Source organism: Paraburkholderia tropica (genome assembly GCF_014171495.1).
Lineage (GTDB): Bacteria > Pseudomonadota > Gammaproteobacteria > Burkholderiales > Burkholderiaceae > Paraburkholderia > Paraburkholderia tropica.
This window is the reverse complement of the sequence record NZ_CP049135.1, coordinates 1,727,657-1,745,261: the sequence shown is the minus strand read 5'-3', so window position 1 is coordinate 1,745,261 and position 17,605 is coordinate 1,727,657. Positions and strand designations below refer to the sequence as shown.

At 65.4% G+C, this 17,605-nt stretch carries 16 protein-coding genes; 8 read left to right on the top strand and 8 right to left on the bottom strand.

The window, feature by feature from the left end:
* The first annotated feature begins 22 nt into the window (after positions 1-22).
* Positions 23-1,051, top strand: a complete 1,029-nt coding sequence (tsaD, locus tag G5S35_RS22610; protein ID WP_065059955.1) for a tRNA (adenosine(37)-N6)-threonylcarbamoyltransferase complex transferase subunit TsaD — start codon at positions 23-25, stop codon at positions 1,049-1,051.
* Between the two features lie 76 nt (positions 1,052-1,127).
* On the opposite strand, the gene folE2 is transcribed toward tsaD, so the two are convergent.
* From folE2 to G5S35_RS22590, 4 genes are all read right to left on the bottom strand, one after another.
* A complete protein-coding gene (folE2, locus tag G5S35_RS22605) occupies positions 1,128-1,937 on the bottom strand; it encodes a GTP cyclohydrolase FolE2 (RefSeq protein ID WP_065059956.1) in 810 nt (269 codons plus the stop codon).
* 182 nt (positions 1,938-2,119) lie between these two features.
* Positions 2,120-4,027, bottom strand: coding sequence for a 1-deoxy-D-xylulose-5-phosphate synthase (gene dxs / locus G5S35_RS22600; protein ID WP_110326689.1), 1,908 nt, complete (start codon positions 4,025-4,027; stop codon positions 2,120-2,122).
* Between the two features lie 85 nt (positions 4,028-4,112).
* Positions 4,113-4,994 (bottom strand): polyprenyl synthetase family protein, encoded by an 882-nt coding sequence (locus tag G5S35_RS22595; RefSeq protein ID WP_065059958.1) that lies wholly within the window; start codon positions 4,992-4,994, stop codon positions 4,113-4,115.
* Complete coding sequence (locus G5S35_RS22590; RefSeq protein ID WP_065059959.1) at positions 4,991-5,305, bottom strand: exodeoxyribonuclease VII small subunit; 315 nt, start codon at positions 5,303-5,305, stop codon at positions 4,991-4,993. The genes G5S35_RS22595 and G5S35_RS22590 overlap by 4 nt, the downstream gene beginning before the upstream one ends.
* Positions 5,306-5,614: 309 nt before the next feature.
* Between G5S35_RS22590 and G5S35_RS22585 the strand changes: the two genes are divergently transcribed.
* On the top strand, positions 5,615-6,721 hold the full coding sequence (locus tag G5S35_RS22585) for an aromatic ring-hydroxylating oxygenase subunit alpha (RefSeq protein WP_065059960.1): 1,107 nt from the start codon (positions 5,615-5,617) through the stop codon (positions 6,719-6,721).
* A gap of 164 nt (positions 6,722-6,885) precedes the next feature.
* Positions 6,886-7,755 (top strand): sulfurtransferase, encoded by an 870-nt coding sequence (locus G5S35_RS22580; RefSeq protein WP_074982588.1) that lies wholly within the window; start codon positions 6,886-6,888, stop codon positions 7,753-7,755.
* 55 nt (positions 7,756-7,810) lie between these two features.
* On the opposite strand, the gene G5S35_RS22575 is transcribed toward G5S35_RS22580, so the two are convergent.
* From G5S35_RS22575 to polA, 3 genes are all read right to left on the bottom strand, one after another.
* A complete protein-coding gene (locus G5S35_RS22575) occupies positions 7,811-8,683 on the bottom strand; it encodes a dienelactone hydrolase family protein (RefSeq protein WP_065059962.1) in 873 nt (290 codons plus the stop codon).
* A gap of 65 nt (positions 8,684-8,748) precedes the next feature.
* Complete coding sequence (locus G5S35_RS22570) at positions 8,749-10,095, bottom strand: NAD(P)/FAD-dependent oxidoreductase (protein ID WP_065059963.1); 1,347 nt, start codon at positions 10,093-10,095, stop codon at positions 8,749-8,751.
* Positions 10,096-10,362: 267 nt separating this feature from the next.
* Positions 10,363-13,164 (bottom strand): DNA polymerase I, encoded by a 2,802-nt coding sequence (polA, locus tag G5S35_RS22565; protein WP_183039071.1) that lies wholly within the window; start codon positions 13,162-13,164, stop codon positions 10,363-10,365.
* Position 13,165: 1 nt separating this feature from the next.
* On the opposite strand from polA, the gene G5S35_RS22560 reads away from it, so the two are divergent.
* The gene (locus tag G5S35_RS22560) at positions 13,166-13,921 is read left to right on the top strand and encodes an LOG family protein (RefSeq protein WP_065059965.1); all 756 of its coding nucleotides are present in this window, start codon (positions 13,166-13,168) and stop codon (positions 13,919-13,921) included.
* A 189-nt stretch (positions 13,922-14,110) separates the two neighbouring features.
* Here the strand turns inward: G5S35_RS22560 and G5S35_RS22555 are convergent, their stop codons facing one another.
* Positions 14,111-15,022, bottom strand: coding sequence for a transcriptional regulator GcvA (locus G5S35_RS22555; protein WP_065059966.1), 912 nt, complete (start codon positions 15,020-15,022; stop codon positions 14,111-14,113).
* A 95-nt stretch (positions 15,023-15,117) separates the two neighbouring features.
* Between G5S35_RS22555 and G5S35_RS22550 the strand changes: the two genes are divergently transcribed.
* From G5S35_RS22550 to G5S35_RS22535, 4 genes are all read left to right on the top strand, one after another.
* Entirely contained in the window at positions 15,118-15,726 is a 609-nt protein-coding gene (locus G5S35_RS22550; RefSeq protein WP_183039070.1) for a chromate transporter, read from the top strand.
* A complete protein-coding gene (locus G5S35_RS22545) occupies positions 15,723-16,250 on the top strand; it encodes a chromate transporter (RefSeq protein WP_065059968.1) in 528 nt (175 codons plus the stop codon). The genes G5S35_RS22550 and G5S35_RS22545 overlap by 4 nt, the downstream gene beginning before the upstream one ends.
* 493 nt (positions 16,251-16,743) lie before the next feature.
* Positions 16,744-17,292 (top strand): hypothetical protein, encoded by a 549-nt coding sequence (locus G5S35_RS22540; protein ID WP_124260457.1) that lies wholly within the window; start codon positions 16,744-16,746, stop codon positions 17,290-17,292.
* On the top strand, positions 17,289-17,594 hold the full coding sequence (locus G5S35_RS22535) for a hypothetical protein (RefSeq protein ID WP_065059970.1): 306 nt from the start codon (positions 17,289-17,291) through the stop codon (positions 17,592-17,594). The genes G5S35_RS22540 and G5S35_RS22535 overlap by 4 nt, the downstream gene beginning before the upstream one ends.
* Positions 17,595-17,605 lie beyond the last annotated feature (11 nt).

Below are 17,605 nucleotides of genomic sequence, written 5' to 3'. Positions count from 1 at the left end.
GGCGGCCGTTGCGCGCCCCACCATGCTCGTACTCGGCATCGAAAGCTCCTGCGACGAAACCGGCCTCGCGCTCTACGACAGCGAGCGCGGCCTGCTCGCGCACGCGCTGCATTCGCAGATCGCCATGCATCGCGAGTACGGCGGCGTCGTGCCCGAACTCGCTTCGCGCGACCACATCCGCCGCGCGTTGCCGCTGCTCGAGGAAGTGCTCGCGAACAGCGGCGCGGCGCGCACCGACATCGACGCCATCGCCTTCACGCAAGGCCCCGGTCTCGCGGGCGCGCTGCTGGTGGGCGCGAGCATCGCCAACGCGCTCGCGATGGCGTGGAACCGGCCGACGGTCGGCATCCACCATCTCGAAGGGCACCTGCTCTCGCCGCTGCTGGTGGACGCGCCGCCGCCGTTCCCGTTCGTCGCGCTGCTGGTCTCGGGCGGCCACACGCAGCTCATGCGCGTGACCGACGTGGGCGTCTACGAAACCCTCGGCGAAACGCTCGACGACGCCGCCGGCGAAGCCTTCGACAAGACCGCCAAGCTGCTCGGTCTCGGCTATCCGGGCGGCCCGGAAGTCTCGCGACTCGCGGAGTTCGGCACGCCCGGCGCGATCGAATTACCGCGTCCGATGCTGCATTCGGGCGATCTCGACTTCAGCTTCAGCGGCCTGAAGACCGCCGTGCTCACGCATGTGAAGAAGCTCGGCCCAAATATCTGCGAGCAGGGCAAGGCCGATATCGCGCGCGGTTTCGTCGATGCCGCCGTGGACGTGCTGGCCGCCAAGTCGCTGGCCGCGCTCAAGCAGACGAAGATGAAGCGCCTCGTGGTCGCGGGCGGCGTGGGCGCGAACAAACAGTTGCGCGAAAAGCTCTCGGCGGCGGCGCAAAAGCGCGGCTTCGAGGTGCATTACCCCGACCTGTCGCTGTGCACCGACAACGGCGCGATGATCGCGCTTGCGGGCGCGCTGCGCCTGCAGCGCTGGCCCGACCAGGCCACGCACGACTACGCGTTCACGGTGAAGCCGCGCTGGGATCTGACCTCGCTCGCGCAGCAGTGAGCGCGACGTCGGCGCAATAAAAAAGCCGCCTTTTCAGGCGGCTTTTTTACGTCAGCAACACACGCTTTCGACCCGATCAGGCCGACACGCGCTTGTCGTGTTCGATCACGGCGTAGGCGCTGTGATTGTGGATCGACTCGAAGTTTTCGGCTTCGAGCGTATAGGCGATCACGCGCGCGTCGGCGTTCAGACGCACGGCCACGTCGCGCACGAGGTCTTCGACGAACTTCGGATTCTCATAGGCGCGCTCGGTCACGAACTTCTCGTCCGGACGCTTGAGCAGGCCCCACAGTTCGCACGAGGCTTCCTGCTCGGCGATGACGATCAGCTCCTCGACCGCCAGTTCGCCGTCGAACTCCACGTTCATCGTCACGTGCGAGCGCTGGTTGTGCGCGCCGTACTGCGAGATCTTTTTCGAGCACGGGCACAGGCTCGTGACCGGCACGAGCACCTGCAGGAACAGGCGCGTCACACCGTCGCGCACGTCGCCCGTCAGCGTCACTTCGTAGTCCAGCAGACTTTCGACGCCCGACACCGGCGCGACCTTCTTCACGAAGTACGGGAACGACACTTCGATGCGGCCCGCCTGCGATTCGAGCTTCGCGATCATCGCGGTCAGCATCGCGCGGAACGTCGACGGTTCGAGCGGCTGCTTGTTCTCTTCGAGCAGCGCCACGAAACGCGACATGTGCGTGCCCTTCTGGTCGGCGGGCAGATGAACGTCGAGATTCCACGTGCCGACGCTCGGCTGCACGTCGCCTGCCGCCGTCTTCACGGTCAGCGGATGGCGCACGCCCTTCACGCCGACGCGCTGGATCGGGATCTGGCGGGTATCGACGGAACTCTGGACGTCCGGCATCACGAAAGCCGGATTCATCTGATTCATGTTCTTATCCTCAGGCCGCGCCGAACTGCGGCGCGCAAATGGCAAGCGCCGGCATGAGCCGGCGCTGGCTGGCGGAGCGCGGGTGCAAGACCCGTCCGCCGGTTCAATTGTGGAGTGGGCGGCGGCGGCGCGCGCGACGGTTTTCCGATGAAAACCCGCGGCGCCGCTCAGCGCGATCCAACTCAGGCGACGCGCATCACCGACTTGCCGGACGCGTTCGCCGCGCGGTCGAGGAAGCGCTCGCGAATCGACTTCGCGATCCCTGCCGCGTCGAGGCCACAGCCCGCCAGCAGCTTGGCCGGGTCGCCGTGATCGATGAAACGGTCGGGGAGGCCCAATTGTAGTACGGGCTTGATAACCCCACTTTCAAGCAGGGATTCCACGACGGCCGAACCCGCGCCACCCATGATGCAGCCTTCCTCGACAGTCACGAGGTAATCGTGCGTCTCGGCGAGCTGCTTGACGAGCTCCGCGTCGACCGGCTTCACGAAGCGCATGTTCGCAACGGTGGCGTCCAGCTCTTCGGCGGCGGCCAGCGACGGCGCAACCATCGTGCCGAACGCGAGGATCGCCACGCGCTTGCCTGCCGGCGCGGCGCTTTCGCGGCGCACTTCGCCCTTGCCCACCGGCAGCGCGGCCATCTGCTTGACGGTCGCGACGCCCGTGCCCGCGCCGCGCGGATAGCGCACGGCCGTCGGGCAGTCCTGCTGGAGCGCCGTGTACAGCATCTGACGGCATTCGTTTTCGTCCGACGCCGCCATGATCATCATGTTCGGGATGCAGCGCATGAACGCGAGGTCGTAGGCGCCCGCGTGCGTTGCACCGTCCGCGCCGACGAGGCCCGCGCGGTCGATCGCGAAGATCACCGGCAGGTTCTGCAGCGCCACGTCGTGGATCAGCTGGTCGTAGCCGCGTTGCAGGAAGGTCGAGTAGATCGCGACCACCGGCTTGAGGCCTTCTGCCGCGAGACCGCCCGCGAACGTCACCGCGTGCTGCTCGGCGATGCCGACGTCGAAGTAGCGATCCGGGAAACGCTTCTCGAACTCGACCATACCCGACCCTTCGCGCATGGCAGGCGTGATGCCGACGACGCGGTTATCGAGCTCGGCCGCGTCGCACAGCCACTCGCCGAACACCTGCGTGTAGGTCTTCTTGGCGGGCGTGGTGGACGGCTTGATGCCTTCGGCCGGGTTGAACTTGCCGGGACCGTGGTACAGGACCGGGTCGGCTTCGGCGAGCTTGTAGCCCTGGCCTTTCTTCGTCACCACGTGCAGGAATTGCGGGCCGCGCAGTTCCTTGATGTTCTGCAGCGTGGGAATCAGCGAGTCGAGGTCGTGACCGTCGATCGGGCCGATGTAGTTGAAGCCGAATTCCTCGAACAGCGTGGCCGGCACGATCATGCCCTTCGCGTGCTCTTCGAGCTTGCGGGCGAGATCGAGCACCGGCGGCGCGTGACGCAGCACGCGCTCCACGCCCGCGCGAGCGGCGGCGTAGAAGCGGCCCGACATCAGGCGCGCGAGATGGCGATTGAGCGCGCCCACCGGCGGCGAAATCGACATGTCGTTGTCGTTGAGGATGACGAGCAGCGGCACGTCGTCTTCGACGCCGGCGTTGTTCATCGCCTCGAAGGCCATGCCGGCCGTCATCGCGCCGTCGCCGATCACGGCGATGCCCATGGCGTTATCGCCCTTGAGCTTGCTCGCGATGGCCATGCCGAGCGCCGCCGAGATCGACGTGCTCGAGTGCGCGGTGCCGAACGTGTCGTAGTCGGATTCGTCGCGCTTCGGGAAACCCGAGATACCGCCGAACTGACGCAGCGTCGGCATCTGGTCGCGGCGACCCGTGAGAATCTTGTGCGGGTAGGTCTGATGGCCCACGTCCCAGACGATGCGGTCGCGCGGCGTGTCGAACACGTAATGAAGCGCGATCGTCAGTTCGACCGTACCAAGGTTGGACGACAGGTGGCCGCCCGTTTGCGAGACGCTGTCGAGAACGAAAGCACGCAGTTCGTCGGCAAGCGGTTGCAACTGGCGGCGATCAAGGCGGCGCAAATCCGCCGGGTCGTCAATGGTTTTCAGCAAGTCGTACATCGTCGTTCCATTGTAGGAAATCGGGCGCTCCCGCACTTCTGTCGCGCATTACTTCCCGTTCATGCGCGCGGGCGGGTTGGCGCAATCAGCTAACCCGGTTCACCACCAGGTCAGCGAGTTCGGCGAGGCGCTGGGCGCGCGCGCCGAACGGTTCGAGCGCCGCGTGCGCGTCGGCGCGCAACTGCTGCGCGAGGGCGCGGGAAGCATCCAGACCGATGATCGACACGTAGGTCGGCTTGCCGTCCTTCGCGTCCTTGCCCGCGGTCTTGCCCAGCGTGGCCGAGTCTGCGGTCACGTCGAGAATGTCGTCCACCACCTGGAAGGCGAGGCCCACGGCCGCCGCGTACTTGTCCAGTGCGGCGAGGGTATCGGCGGAAGGCGTTTCGCCCGCCACCGCGCCCATGCGGACCGAGGCGCGCAGCAGCGCGCCCGTCTTCAGGCGGTGCATCGTTTCGAGCTGCTCGCGCGTGAGCGAATGGCCCACGCTCGCGAGGTCGATCGCCTGACCGCCGGCCATGCCGATCGAGCCGCTGGCGAGCGCCAGTTCGCGCACGAGCGACGCCTGACGCGGCGCGTCGACTACATCCGACGTCAGCGTGATGAAAGCTTGCGATTGCAGCGCGTCGCCGACCAGCAGCGCCGTCGGTTCGTCATATTTGACGTGTACCGTGGGCTTGCCGCGGCGCATGTCGTCGTCGTCCATGCAGGGCATGTCGTCATGCACGAGCGAGTAGACGTGGATCATCTCCAGCGCGCAGGCCGCCGCGTCGAGCGCCTCGGGCGTCGCGCCGGTCAGTTCGCCGGCCGCGTGGCACAGCAGCGGGCGCACCCGCTTGCCGCCGCCGAGCACGGCATAGCGCATCGCGTCGTGCAGCGGCGCGGGCTGGACGTCCGCTGCCGGCAAATAGTGATCGAGCGCGCTTTCGACCCGGTCGAGCACCAGCCGGGTCCATTGGTCAAATGTCATAGATCGTCGTCTCCGCCCATTGCGGAGCCTGTCGTATTGAGGGGCACGGGCCGCAGCGTTTCGCCGTCCAGCACGCGCACCTGTTGTTCAACCTTTTCGAGCTGCTGCTGGCAGAACTTCACCAGCACGGCACCGCGACGATACGCGGCCAGCGATTCCTCGAGGCTCAGGCTGCCGCCTTCCATGCGCGCCACGAGCGCGTCGAGTTCGGCGAGCGCGGCCTCGTAGCTGTCCGGCAGAGCCTCGGCTCCGTCCGGTACGCCAGCTTCCTGAGCCGCGCCAGCGCGGTCTTTCGATGCCGTTTTCGCCATCAGTGGTCGCCAAAATGAAACAAGGCGGACATTCTACGGCAAAAGCCCCCCATGCGCCCCGCTCGCCGGCTTCTGTACCGTCACGACCACATCACGCGGGCTTACAGGAATCGGTGCCGGAAGGTCGCGGTCGCCGCGATATTGTCGCTTTTTCGTCGCCTTCCCGCCGCAATTTCGCCGCAAACCGGGCAAAAATCAGTCACTTAGCCACCCCACCCCGGGGTAAACCAGTTATACTAGCCGGCTCCCTAAATCGAATCTTCGATGGTTGGGTTGTTCACTGCTTTCACGTCTTCATCGGGAGTGGGAATGTCCAATCTGAGCAATGCATTGCAGCTGAAGTCCATTCAAAGCCAGCTGCCAGTCACGGCTTACTTTGACGAAGCGCTTCTCAAGCGCGAAATCGAAACGCTTTTCCAGAAAGGTCCTCGCTACGTCGGCCACGAATTGATGGTGCCCGAAGCGGGGAATTATTTTGCGCTGCCCGGCGAAAAAGAGGGCCGCGTGCTGGTGCGCAACAAGAGCAACGAGATCGAACTGCTCTCAAACGTTTGCCGCCATCGCCAGGCCATCATGCTAAACGGTCGCGGCACCGCAGACAACATTGTATGTCCGCTGCATCGCTGGACGTACGACCTCAAGGGTGAACTGCTCGGCGCGCCGCACTTCGCGGACAAGCCCTGCCTCAACCTGAACAACACGCCGCTGCAAAAGTGGAACGGCCTGCTCTTCGAGTCGGCCGGCCGTGACGTCGCGCGCGATCTCGCGCGCCTCGGCCCCGCGAAACATCTCGACTTCACGGACTACATGTTCGATCACGTCGAGGTGCACGAGTGCAACTACAACTGGAAGACCTTCATCGAGGTCTATCTCGAGGACTACCACGTCGTCCCGTTCCATCCGGGTCTCGGCCAGTTCGTCTCCTGCGACGACCTGAAGTGGGAGTTCGGCGAGTGGTACAGCGTGCAGACCGTGGGCGTGCACAGCCAGCTCGGCAAGCCGGGCAGCCCCACGTACCGCAAATGGCACGACGAGGTCCTGCGCTTTCGCAACGGCGAGCCGCCCGAGTTCGGCGCCATCTGGATGGTCTACTACCCGAATCTGATGATCGAGTGGTATCCGCACGTGCTCGTCTGTTCGTGGCTGATTCCGAACGGCACGCAGAAGACCACCAATATCGTCGAGTTCTATTATCCCGAGGAAATCACGCTGTTCGAGCGTGAGTTCGTCGAGGCCGAGCGCGCCGCCTATATGGAAACGGCCATCGAAGACGACGAGATCGCCGAGCGCATGGACGCCGGCCGCCGCGCACTCATGGAACGCGGCGTCTCGGAAGTCGGCCCGTACCAGAGCCCGATGGAAGACGGCATGCAGCACTTTCACGAGTTCCTGCGCCGCGAACTGGGCGACATCTGAGCGCGGCTTCGAGGTCGCGCGCGGCCACGCCGGCGCACACTTCATGCCATCGACGGCATCACGGAAAGACGGGCTTCGGCCCGTCTTTTTGTTTAGACTGACGGCATCGGGCCCACGCTGTGCACACGCACATCCGGCGGCCGCGCACGATACCAGGAGCCGTCATGCCCCACACTCACTACACCACGCTGATCTCCGCCGCCAACCTGCACGAGCGCATGAGCGCCGCGCCGGGCAGCGTGCTCGTCTTCGACTGCCGTTTCGATCTGCTCGATCCCGGCGCGGGTGAAACGGCCTACGCCGCCGGCCATCTGCCGGGCGCGCGCTATCTGCATCTCGATCGCGATCTGTCCGGCGCCAAAACCGGCACAAACGGCCGCCATCCGCTGCCGGACCGCGCCTCGCTCGTCGCCACGCTGGCGAGCTGGGGTTTGAACGCGGGTCAGCAGGTCGTGGCCTACGACGCGCAAGGCGGCTCGTACGCGGCGCGGCTCTGGTGGCTGCTGCGCTGGCTCGGCCACGACTCAGTCGCGGTACTCGACGGCGGCCTGCAAGCCTGGGAAGCGGCGGGCCTACCGCTCGCGAAGGACGTGCCGGCGGCCACGCCGGGCACCTTCAAGGCGGGCGCGCCGCTACAGGTGACCATCGACGCCGCGGCTGTCGTGCGCAACCTCACGGCACGCGAACTGACCGTGGTCGATGCGCGCGCCAGCGACCGCTATCGCGGCGAGAACGAAACCATCGATCCGGTCGGCGGCCATATTCCCGGCGCGAAGAACCGCTTCTTCAAGGACAACCTGAGCGCCGACGGCCGCTTCAAATCGGCCCATACGCTGCGCGAGGAATTCTCGGCGCTGCTGCCGGGCGTGACGCCCGAGCATGTGGTGCTGCAATGCGGCTCGGGCGTGACCGCCTGCCACAACGCGCTGGCGATGGAAATCGCCGGCATGCATGGCGCGGCGCTCTACGGCGGCTCGTGGAGCGAATGGGTCGCCGATCCGTCGCGCCCGGTGGCGACGGGGGCGAATCCCTGATCCGCTGTGATCCTCGGATCGCCGCGCGAACGTTGTGCGACGAAAGGCGTCGGCCTCAACCGACGCCGTGTTCCTTGAACCACGCGATCGCGCGCTTCCAGCCATCTTCGGCATCGGCCTTGCGATAGCTCGGCCGGTAATCGGCGAAGAACGCATGGCCCGCGTCGTCGTAGACGACGAACTGCGAGCCGCGCGCGCCCTGCGGTCCCTGCGCGATCGCCGCCTTCATCTGCTCCAGCGTGTCCTGCGGAATGCTGGTGTCCTGCCGGCCGTACAGCCCGAGCACCGGCACCTGCAGCGTGCCGGCGAGATCGAGCGGATTCTGCGGCGTATTCGCGGTGTGATCGCCCACCACGCGCCCGTACCACGCCACTGCCGTCTTGATGCGCGGATTGTGTTCCGCATAGAGCCACGCGTAACGCCCGCCCCAGCAAAAGCCGTTGACGCCCACGCGCTTCACGTCGCCGCCATGCTGGCCCGCCCAGGCGATGGCCGCGTCGATATCGCCGAGCACCTGCGCATCGGGCACCTTGCTCACGATGTTTTCGTTGATCTGCTGGATCGTCGGATACACCGAGGCGTCGCCCTCGCGCACGAAGAAGTCCGGCGCGATCGCCAGATAGCCGAGCTTCGCGAAGCGGCGGCACACATCGGCGATATGTTCGTGCACGCCGAAAATCTCGTGAATCACGATGATCACCGGCAGATGCGTCTTGCCGCGCGGCTGCGCGCGATACGCCGGAATGAGCGTGCCGTTCGACTGGAACGCGACTTCGCCCGCGTCGAGACCTTCGCTATCGGTGTGGATGGTTTGCGCGGACACCGGCAGCACCGCGGCGGCGAATCCGCTGCCGAGCGCGGCCTTGAGAAAAGTGCGCCGATCGAACGGCACATGCGGGACGAGACTATCGACTTCGGGCTTGAGCATGCAACGCTCCTCGCGATAAGAACAACGCCATCAAAAAAGAATGCGCCCGCAGGCGCATCACAGGATCAATGCAGTTTCACGCGCGGCAGCGTCGTGCGCCGCAGCCAGTGCGCGACGGTGTCGAGCACCATGCGCGCGTAGCCGTGCAGCGCGGCGATATGCAGCCGGTAGAGCGACATGTACATGAAGCGCGCGAACAGGCCTTCGATCAGCATGCTGCCGCCGATCAGGCCGCCCATCAGATTGCCGACCGCGCTGAAGTGACCGAGCGACACCAGCGAGCCGAAGTCGCGATAGGTGAATTCGGGCAGCGGCCGACCTTCGAGCCGCATGCCCATCGAGCGGAACAGGAACGACGCTTCCTGATGCGCCGCCTGAGCGCGCGGCGGCACGCCGCGTTCGTTGCCGGGCCACTCGCAGGCGGCGCAGTCGCCGAGCGCGAAGACGTTGTCGTCGAGTTCGGTTTGCAGCGTGCGGCGCACGATCAGTTGGCCCAGCCGGTTGACGGTCAGGCCGTCGAGTTCCGAGAGAATCTGCGGCGCCTTGATGCCCGCGGCCCACACCGTGAGATCGGCGCGCACGGCCTTGCCGCTCGCCGTGCGCACGACGCCCGGCGCGACCTCGGTCACGCGCTCGCCGCTCAGAATGCGCACGCCGAGTTTCTCCAGCAATTCGGTCGTCGCCGACGACACGCGCTCGGGCAGCGCAGGCAGAATGCGCGGCCCCGATTCGATCAGCACGATCCCCACGTCGTGGCTCGGATCGAGCTTGTGCAGACCGTACGCCGAAAGCACCTGCGCCGTGTTGCGCAATTCCGCCGACAGTTCGACGCCGGTCGCGCCCGCGCCGACGATGGCCACCTGCACGCGCGGCTCTTCCTTGCCTTCGTGATCCCGCGTGACGGGTTCGGGCGCCTGATGTTCCGCGCGCATGCACGCGGCGATGAGCTTCTTGCGAAAGCGCTCGGCCTGCCCGACGGTGTCGAGCGCGATGGAATTCTCCGCCGCGCCCGGCACGCCGAAGAAATGCGTCGTGCTGCCGATGGCGAGCACGAGCGTGTCGTAGTCGAGCACGCGTTCGGGCAGCAGTTCGGCGCCGTCTTCGTCGTTGACGACACCGAGCGTGATGCGCCGGGCCGCGCGATCGATGCCGACGAGTTCGCCCTGCTGAAACTCGAAGCCATGCCAGCGCGCCTGCGCCGCGTACTCGAGTTCCTGCGTGAAGGGGTCCATGCTGCCCGCGGCCACTTCGTGCAGCAGCGGTTTCCAGATGTGCGTGGGATTGCGGTCGACCAGCGTGACCGAGGCGGTCGGGCGGCCGCGTTTCGCGCGCGTTTCGCCGTAACGGTCGCCCAGCCGCGTCGCCAGTTCGAGCCCGCCTGCACCTCCGCCCACTACGATAAAGCGATGCATAGTTTCTCCGTGCATGTCGATTGGCGATAGAACGTCCGATGCGCGCCGCTTGTCCGCATCGAGTTGGACACGATGCATACAGCGGCAGGGCCATCGGCCGTCGGTTCATTGTCGGATGACGGAGCGCGCGGCGGCAAGACGGGCGGCACACATGCATCACATGTGCTCCGCCCACTTGCGCGTGGCCGCGCGCGCGGTTACGGCTTAGTTACGGTTCGACTACTGCGCACGCGTCATACGTAAGCTCAGTGCGCGTTCAGTGCGCCCTCAGTGCGCTTCTTCCCAGTTCGCGCCCACGCCCACTTCGGCGACGAGCGGCACCTTCAGCTTCGCCACCGAGCACATCAGTTCCGGCAGGCACTTGCGCACTTCGGCGAGCTCCGCCTCGGGCACTTCGAGCACCAGTTCATCGTGCACCTGCATGATCATCTTCGTGCCGATCTTGCGCTCGTCGAGCCACTTCTGCACGGCGATCATCGAGAGCTTGATGAGGTCGGCGGCCGTGCCCTGCATCGGCGCGTTGATGGCGGCGCGCTCGGCGGCCTGGCGGCGCGGACCATTCCCGCCGTTGATCTCGGGCAGCCACAGTCGGCGGCCGAACACCGTCTCCACGTAGCCGCGCGATTTCGCGTCCATGCGCGTCTCGTCCATATAACGCGCGACGCCCGGATAGCGCGCGAAATACCGGTCGATATAGAGCTTCGCGGCGTCGCGCGTGATGCCGAGATTCGACGCGAGCCCGAATGCGCTCATGCCGTAAATCAGGCCGAAATTGATGACCTTGGCGATACGGCGCTGATCGTTGCTCACTTCGAGCGGCGTCACGCCGAACACTTCGGCGGCGGTCGCGCGGTGAATGTCGTCGCCGCGCGCGAAGGCCGCGAGCAGCGATTCGTCGCCCGAAATATGCGCCATGATGCGCAGCTCGATCTGCGAATAATCCGCCGACACGATCTTGCAACCCGGCGACGCGATAAACGCCTCGCGAATGCGACGGCCTTCGCCGGTGCGCACGGGAATGTTTTGCAGATTCGGATCGTTCGACGCGAGACGGCCCGTGACCGCGACGGCCTGCGCGTAGTTCGTGTGCACGCGGCCCGTCTGCGCGTTGACCATGCGCGGCAGCTTGTCCGTATAGGTGGACTTCAGCTTGGCGAGGCCGCGATGTTCGAGCAGCAGCTTCGGCAGCGGATAATCTTCGGCGAGCTTTTGCAGCACTTCTTCGTCGGTGGACGGCGCGCCGCTCGGCGTTTTCTTCACGATCGGCAATTGCAGCTTCTCGAAGAAGATCTGGCCGATCTGCTTGGGCGAACCGAGATTGAACTCGCCGCCCGCGAGCGCATACGCTTCCTGCTCGAGTTCGACGAGACGCACGGCGATCTGCGCGCTCTGCTTTTCCAGCCGCTCGGTGTCGATCAGCACGCCGTTGCGCTCCATCTTGCGCAGCACGCGCGACGTGGGCAGCTCGATGCTGCGATACACGTAATCGAGGCCCTTCTCCGGCGCAATCTGCGGATAGAGCGCGCGATGCAGTTGCAGCGTGACGTCGGCATCTTCGGCGGCGTATTCGGCGGCCGTTTCCAGCGCCACTTCGTCGAAACCGATCTGCTGCGCGCCCTTGCCCGCCACCTCTTCGTACTTGATCGTCTTGATGCCGAGATGGCGCAGCGCGAGGCTGTCCATGTCGTGCGTGCGATGCGATTCGAGCACGTACGATTCGAGCAGCGTGTCGTGCTCGACGCCGCCGAGTTCGATGCCGTAGTTCGCGAGCACCTGCTCGTCGTACTTCATGTGCTGGCCGACTTTCTTGTGCTGGGCGCTTTCGAGCCACGGCTTCAAGCGCGCGAGCACCTCGTCGATCGGCAATTGCTCGGGCGCGTCGGGGCCGCGATGCGCGAGCGGCAGATACGCGGCCACGCCCGGCTCGGTCGAAAACGACATGCCGACGAGTTTCGCAACCATCGGATCGAGCGCGGTGGTTTCGGTATCGAACGCGGTGAGTTCGGCGGCTTCGATCTTCTTGAGCCAGGCGTCGAACTGCTCCCACGTCTGAAGGGTTTCGTAGTGACGCGGCGCGTCGACGAACAAGGCGGGCTGCACGTTCGCGTCTTTCGCGGGCGCATCGCCTTGCGTGGCGGCAGCCACCGTTTCGCTCTGCTGAGCCGCTTCGGTCACTTCGCGCAGCCACGTCTTGAAGCCGTGACGCGCGAAGATATCGCGCAGTTCCTCGCGCGCTTCGGGGCGCGTGGCGAGCGACGTTTCGATCGATTCCAGATGCGGAGCGAGATCGCACGCCGTCTCCACGGTGACGAGTTTTTTCGCCATCGGCAGGAAGTCGAGCGCATCGCGCAGATAACCGCCCACGGCGCCCTTGATTTCGTCCGCGTGGGCAATCACGCCGTCGAGCGAATCGTATTGCGTGAGCCACTTCACGGCCGTTTTCGGTCCGCACTTGTTCACGCCCGGCACGTTGTCGACCGTGTCGCCGATCAGCGAGAGATAGTCGATGATGCGCTCGGGCGGCACGCCGAACTTCGCGATCACGCCTTCGCGGTCGAGCGTTTCGTTCGTCATCGTGTTGATGAGCGTAACGCGCTCGGTCACGAGCTGCGCGAGGTCTTTGTCGCCGGTGGAAACGATCACCTTCATGCCGAGCTTTTCGGCCTGCGCCGCGAGCGTGCCGATGACGTCGTCGGCTTCCACGCCGTCGACCATCAGCAGCGGCCAGCCGAGCGCGCGCACCGCCGTATGGATAGGCTCGATTTGTGCTGCGAGCGGTTCCGGCATGGAAGGACGATTGGCCTTGTACTCCGGATACCAGTCGTCGCGAAACGTCTTGCCCTTGGCATCGAACACGCACGCGCTATACTCTGCCGTAACGTCCTTGCGCATTCGACGCAGCATGTTGATGATGCCGTAAAGCGCGCCTGTGGGTTCGCCGTCGGGACCGCGCAGATCCGGCATTGCATGGAAGGCCCGATAGAGATAGCTAGAACCGTCGACCAGTAATAAGGTCTTACCTTCCAGCTCAGTTTGTAGCTTCGTTTCCACGCGTAGTTCTTCAGGCATTATGGACAAGAGAAAAGTGATTCCGAGTCTGCGTTCACTCGCAGATCAAGAGCGCGCAACGGCCAAGAAGGCGCGCGCATCGTGGCAGATGTTCACGATTATGGCAGAGTTTATCGAGGCGACCGAATACCTGTCCGAGATCCGGCCAGCGGTCAGCATCTACGGCTCCGCGCGCCTGAAACCCGACTCGAAGTACTACCAGCTGGCCAGCACGATCGCGCGAAAAGTGTCCGACGCGGGCTTCGCCGTGATCTCCGGCGGCGGTCCCGGCATCATGGAAGCGGCCAACCAGGGCGCGCACGCGGGCAAGTCGCCGTCGGTGGGTCTGAACATCGAGTTGCCGCACGAGCAGTCGGGCAATCAGTGGCAGGACATCTCGCTGCGCTTCCGTCATTTCTTCACGCGCAAAGTCACGTTCGTGAAGAACTCGGACGCGGTCATCGTCATGCCCGGCGGCTTCGGCACGCTCGACGAACTGGCCGAAGTGCTCACGCTCATCCAGACCCGCAAGTCGCGTCACGTCCCCATCATTCTGGTGGGCGCGGAGTTCTGGGCGGGCCTGCTCGCGTGGTTCCGTTCGGCGCTCGTGCCGATGGGCCTCATCAATCCGGAAGACATGGATCTGATGCAGGTAATCGACGACCCCGACCAGGTGCTCGAAGCGGTGCTGAAGTTCTACGAGGACAGCGGCGAGGAGGCGGAGAAGGAACATCCCGCACGCGGCGACTCCGACGAAGACCGCATGTTCTATCTGTAATGGCTTGATGGAGCGTGCTTGACGCAACGGCGCGCGGGCCTCCCGAGGTCCGCGTGGCGCGGCGTAACGCTTTATCGCTATCGAGGCGCGATCGCTGCAAGGCATCGCGCCGTTTTTATTTCTGCGGCTTTCGGCGGCTTTCTTCAGGCTTGCAAGCGCCGATGTTGCGCATGCTTGCGCACATGCGCATCACGCCGTCACGGCCTGCGCCATCTGCGCCGGTTGCGCGCGCGCCTGCTCCTCCAGCCACGCGCAGAACTGCGCGACTTCGGGCACGTCCGCCACTTCGCGACGCGCCACCCACCAATAGCCGCGCGCATCCAGCAGCGGTCCCGCGAGCGGCGCGACGAGCCGGCCCGACGCCAGTTCGTCGTCGAGCAGCGGCAGCGGTCCGAGCGCGACGCCCAGACCATCGACCGCCGCCTGCAAGGCCAGATAGAAGTGATCGAACGACTGCTTCTTGCGGCAGCGCGCCTTCACGTCCGCCGCCGCGAGCCACGCGCGCCACGCATCCGGACGCGTATCCGAATGCAGCAAAACGTGGCGCGCGAGATCGTCGGCGTGCTGGATCGGCGCACGCTTGAGCAGCGTGGGACTGCAGACCGGCAACTCCATTTCGTCGAGAAAGTGGCCGCTCGCACAGTCGCGCCAATGCGCCGGGCCGCGCCGCACGGCGACGTCGAACGCTGCGAGCGTCTCGACCGGCGCGTTCGACGTCGACAGACGCAGTTCGACATTCGGCGCAAGCCGCTGAAACTGCGAAAGACGCGGCAGCAGCCATTTCATGGCGAAGGTGGGCAGCGCACTCACGCGCAGCACCCGCACGGCGCCCGTGTCGCGCAACTGCTCGGTGGCGCGCGCGATGTCGTCGAAGGCGGCCTGAACGGACGCGAGATAGCGCCGACCGTGCTCGTTGAGCGCGACGCGCTTGCCGTGCCGATGAAACACCTGCACGCCCACCCACGCCTCGAGCGCGGCGACCTGACGGCTGATGGCACCGTGAGTCACATGGAGTTCGCCCGCGGCGGCCGTGAAACTGTTATGCCGAGCGGCGGCTTCGAACGCACGCAGCGCCGGAAAGGGAGGAAGCGATCGGGACATGCTTGTGATTCTAGATCACAAGAGACGCGCTAAAAAATCGTTTTGTGGCGCAGCGATTCGGCGCTACCCTCGCTGCTTGCCACAGAGGTTCCCGCATGCATAAACATCCCGCCGATCCGCCCCACCACAACGAGCCCGCGCCGCAGAACGCGCTCCACCAACCGAGCGTGCGCGAAATCTTCCTCGGCTTCCTTGGTCTCGGCTTCACTTCGTTTGGCGGCGCGCTTCCGCTGGCGCGACGCGCCATCGTCGAGCAGAGACGCTGGCTCAGCGGCGCGGAGTTTACCGATCTGCTCGGCTTGTGCCAGTTCCTGCCGGGTGGCAACGTCATCAACCTCTCGGTGGCGATCGGCATGCGCTTTCACGGCTGGCGCGGCGCGCTCGCGGGACTGCTCGGGCTGATCGCGGGACCGTCGATCGTCGTGGTCGGGCTCGGCGTGCTCTACGAGCGCACGCAAAACGATCCGCACGTGCGCCATCTGTTCGTCGGTCTCGCGGCGGCGGCGGCCGGGCTGCTCGTGTCGATGGCGCTGAAAATCGTGCTGCCGCTGCGCCACGACAAGGCGGCGGCGGTCGTCGCGCTACTCGGCTTCGTGGCCATCGCCGCGCTGCGCGTGCCGCTCCTGCCGACCATGCTCGTGCTGACGCCGCTCGGCGTCGCACTGGCCGCGCGCGCCGCGCGTCGCGAAGGTGGTGCGCGATGAACTCGACACTCGTTGCGCTCGCCGCAATCTTCAGCCAGCTCTCGCTGCTCGCCTTCGGCGGCGGCAACACCATCCTGCCGGAAATGCAGCGCCAGGTCGTCGAGGTGCATCACTGGATGCCCGCCAGCGAATTCAGCGCGCTGTTCGCACTCGCGCAGGCCGCGCCGGGCCCGAACATGATGATCGTGACGCTCGTCGGCTGGCACGTGGCCGGCTGGGCGGGCATGCTGGTGACCTCGATCGCGAAGTTCGGCCCGTCGTCGCTGGTGACGATCGCGGCGCTGCACGCGTGGGACCGCTTCAAGGACCGGCCGTGGCGCCGCATCGCGCAGCGCGGACTCGTGCCGGTCACGGCGGGCCTCGTCGCGGCGAGCGCCGTACTGATCGCCAAAGCCTCCGACCCGACGTGGATCGCCTGGGCGATCACCGGCGTTTGCGCCGTGCTGGCGTTCCGCACGAAGATCCATCCGCTCTGGCTGCTCGCGGCGGGCAGCCTGATCGGACTGACCGGATTCGGGCAGTGACGCGGCACAATGCTGCGGCCCTGGATTGATTCGGAATGCGATTTGAATCGACGGACACCGCATTGCAACGCGACGACCAACACCCGCCGCGCAATGCTTGTCACGATTTCTTCTGAAGATTATGCGCGCTGATTTTGCAGTGCAGCAATTCGTCGCCTAGAGTGAAACTTGTCTCACTCGTGTGTTTCACAGGCACGATTCGCGGGCCGCTGACGAGCGGCTCTTTTTTTGCGCGTTGACCGTTCGGCAGACTTGCGTGGCCTCATCGGCACGCGGACGGCGGCCGTGCGCATTCGCCACTGGCCGAACGGCTTGCTACACCGCTTTCCCCGCCTTTTCCGCACGCGATTTGAACGAACGCACAGCACGCCGCCTCGGCGTGTTGCGCGTATGCATCACGCGCTGCCACGGCGCCACGGCCTGACTAGATTGATGAGCAGGACAACAGGCGACGGCAGGTGACGAATTGGTGGAACCGCATTCCGACTGCACGATGACGCAGACGTTCGAGCCGCGCACATGGACATACGGCTGGAATTTGTTCGTGACCGCGATCGTGGTGATCGCGCCGCTCGCGCTCATCCTCATCGAATACAAGTTACGCGACGAGATCTGCGCGCTGCGCGGCCGCGAAGCGTGTCACGCGCTGGAATTCTTCACGCCGGCGATGATGGCCGCCGCGCTCGCCATGGTGCTGCCGTGCATGAATCTCGCGTTCACGCGCCCTCCTTTGCAGCCCTTACCGCCCGCGCCTTCGTTCACGCGATTTGCGGCGCGCCGCCGCTGGGCGCATCGAAATCGCGTCGTCAGACGTCGAAACCGCGCGAATACTTTGATCTGGATACTCGATCACGGCATTGCCTTCTTTGCGCTAGTTTTATCGTGCGGCATCTTTGCGATGTGGCTGCTGAGCCTCCATCCCGAAGGCAGCCCCGGTGCGGGAGAAACATGGGGCACCCCTCACAAGCTGAGTTGCGCAACTTACGCACTGGCCACGCTACTCACCTTGTCCAAAATCACCCTGGAGCGGTACAGAAAATGAATGAATGGCCTGTAGAAGTCCTGTTCGGCATTCCGGCCGCGGCGATTGTCGTTGGCATCATCGGATCGTATGCGCTGCACCGCTGGCTATGCTCGGTCGACCGGATGAACGCGCTCTTCGCTCAGGCGGACGCCGCCGAGTTGGCGCTGCGGCGCGTGTCCTATCGACAACCTACAGCGGTTCCCGTGGATCCCTTCACGCGTATCGGCATGAACGTGAAGGCGCGCGACCTCGCTATCCGCATCGATGGCGGTCGCTATGCGCGGCTGCCCGCAAACGTCATGTATGCCGCGCCGGCGTGAACGGCGGGTGG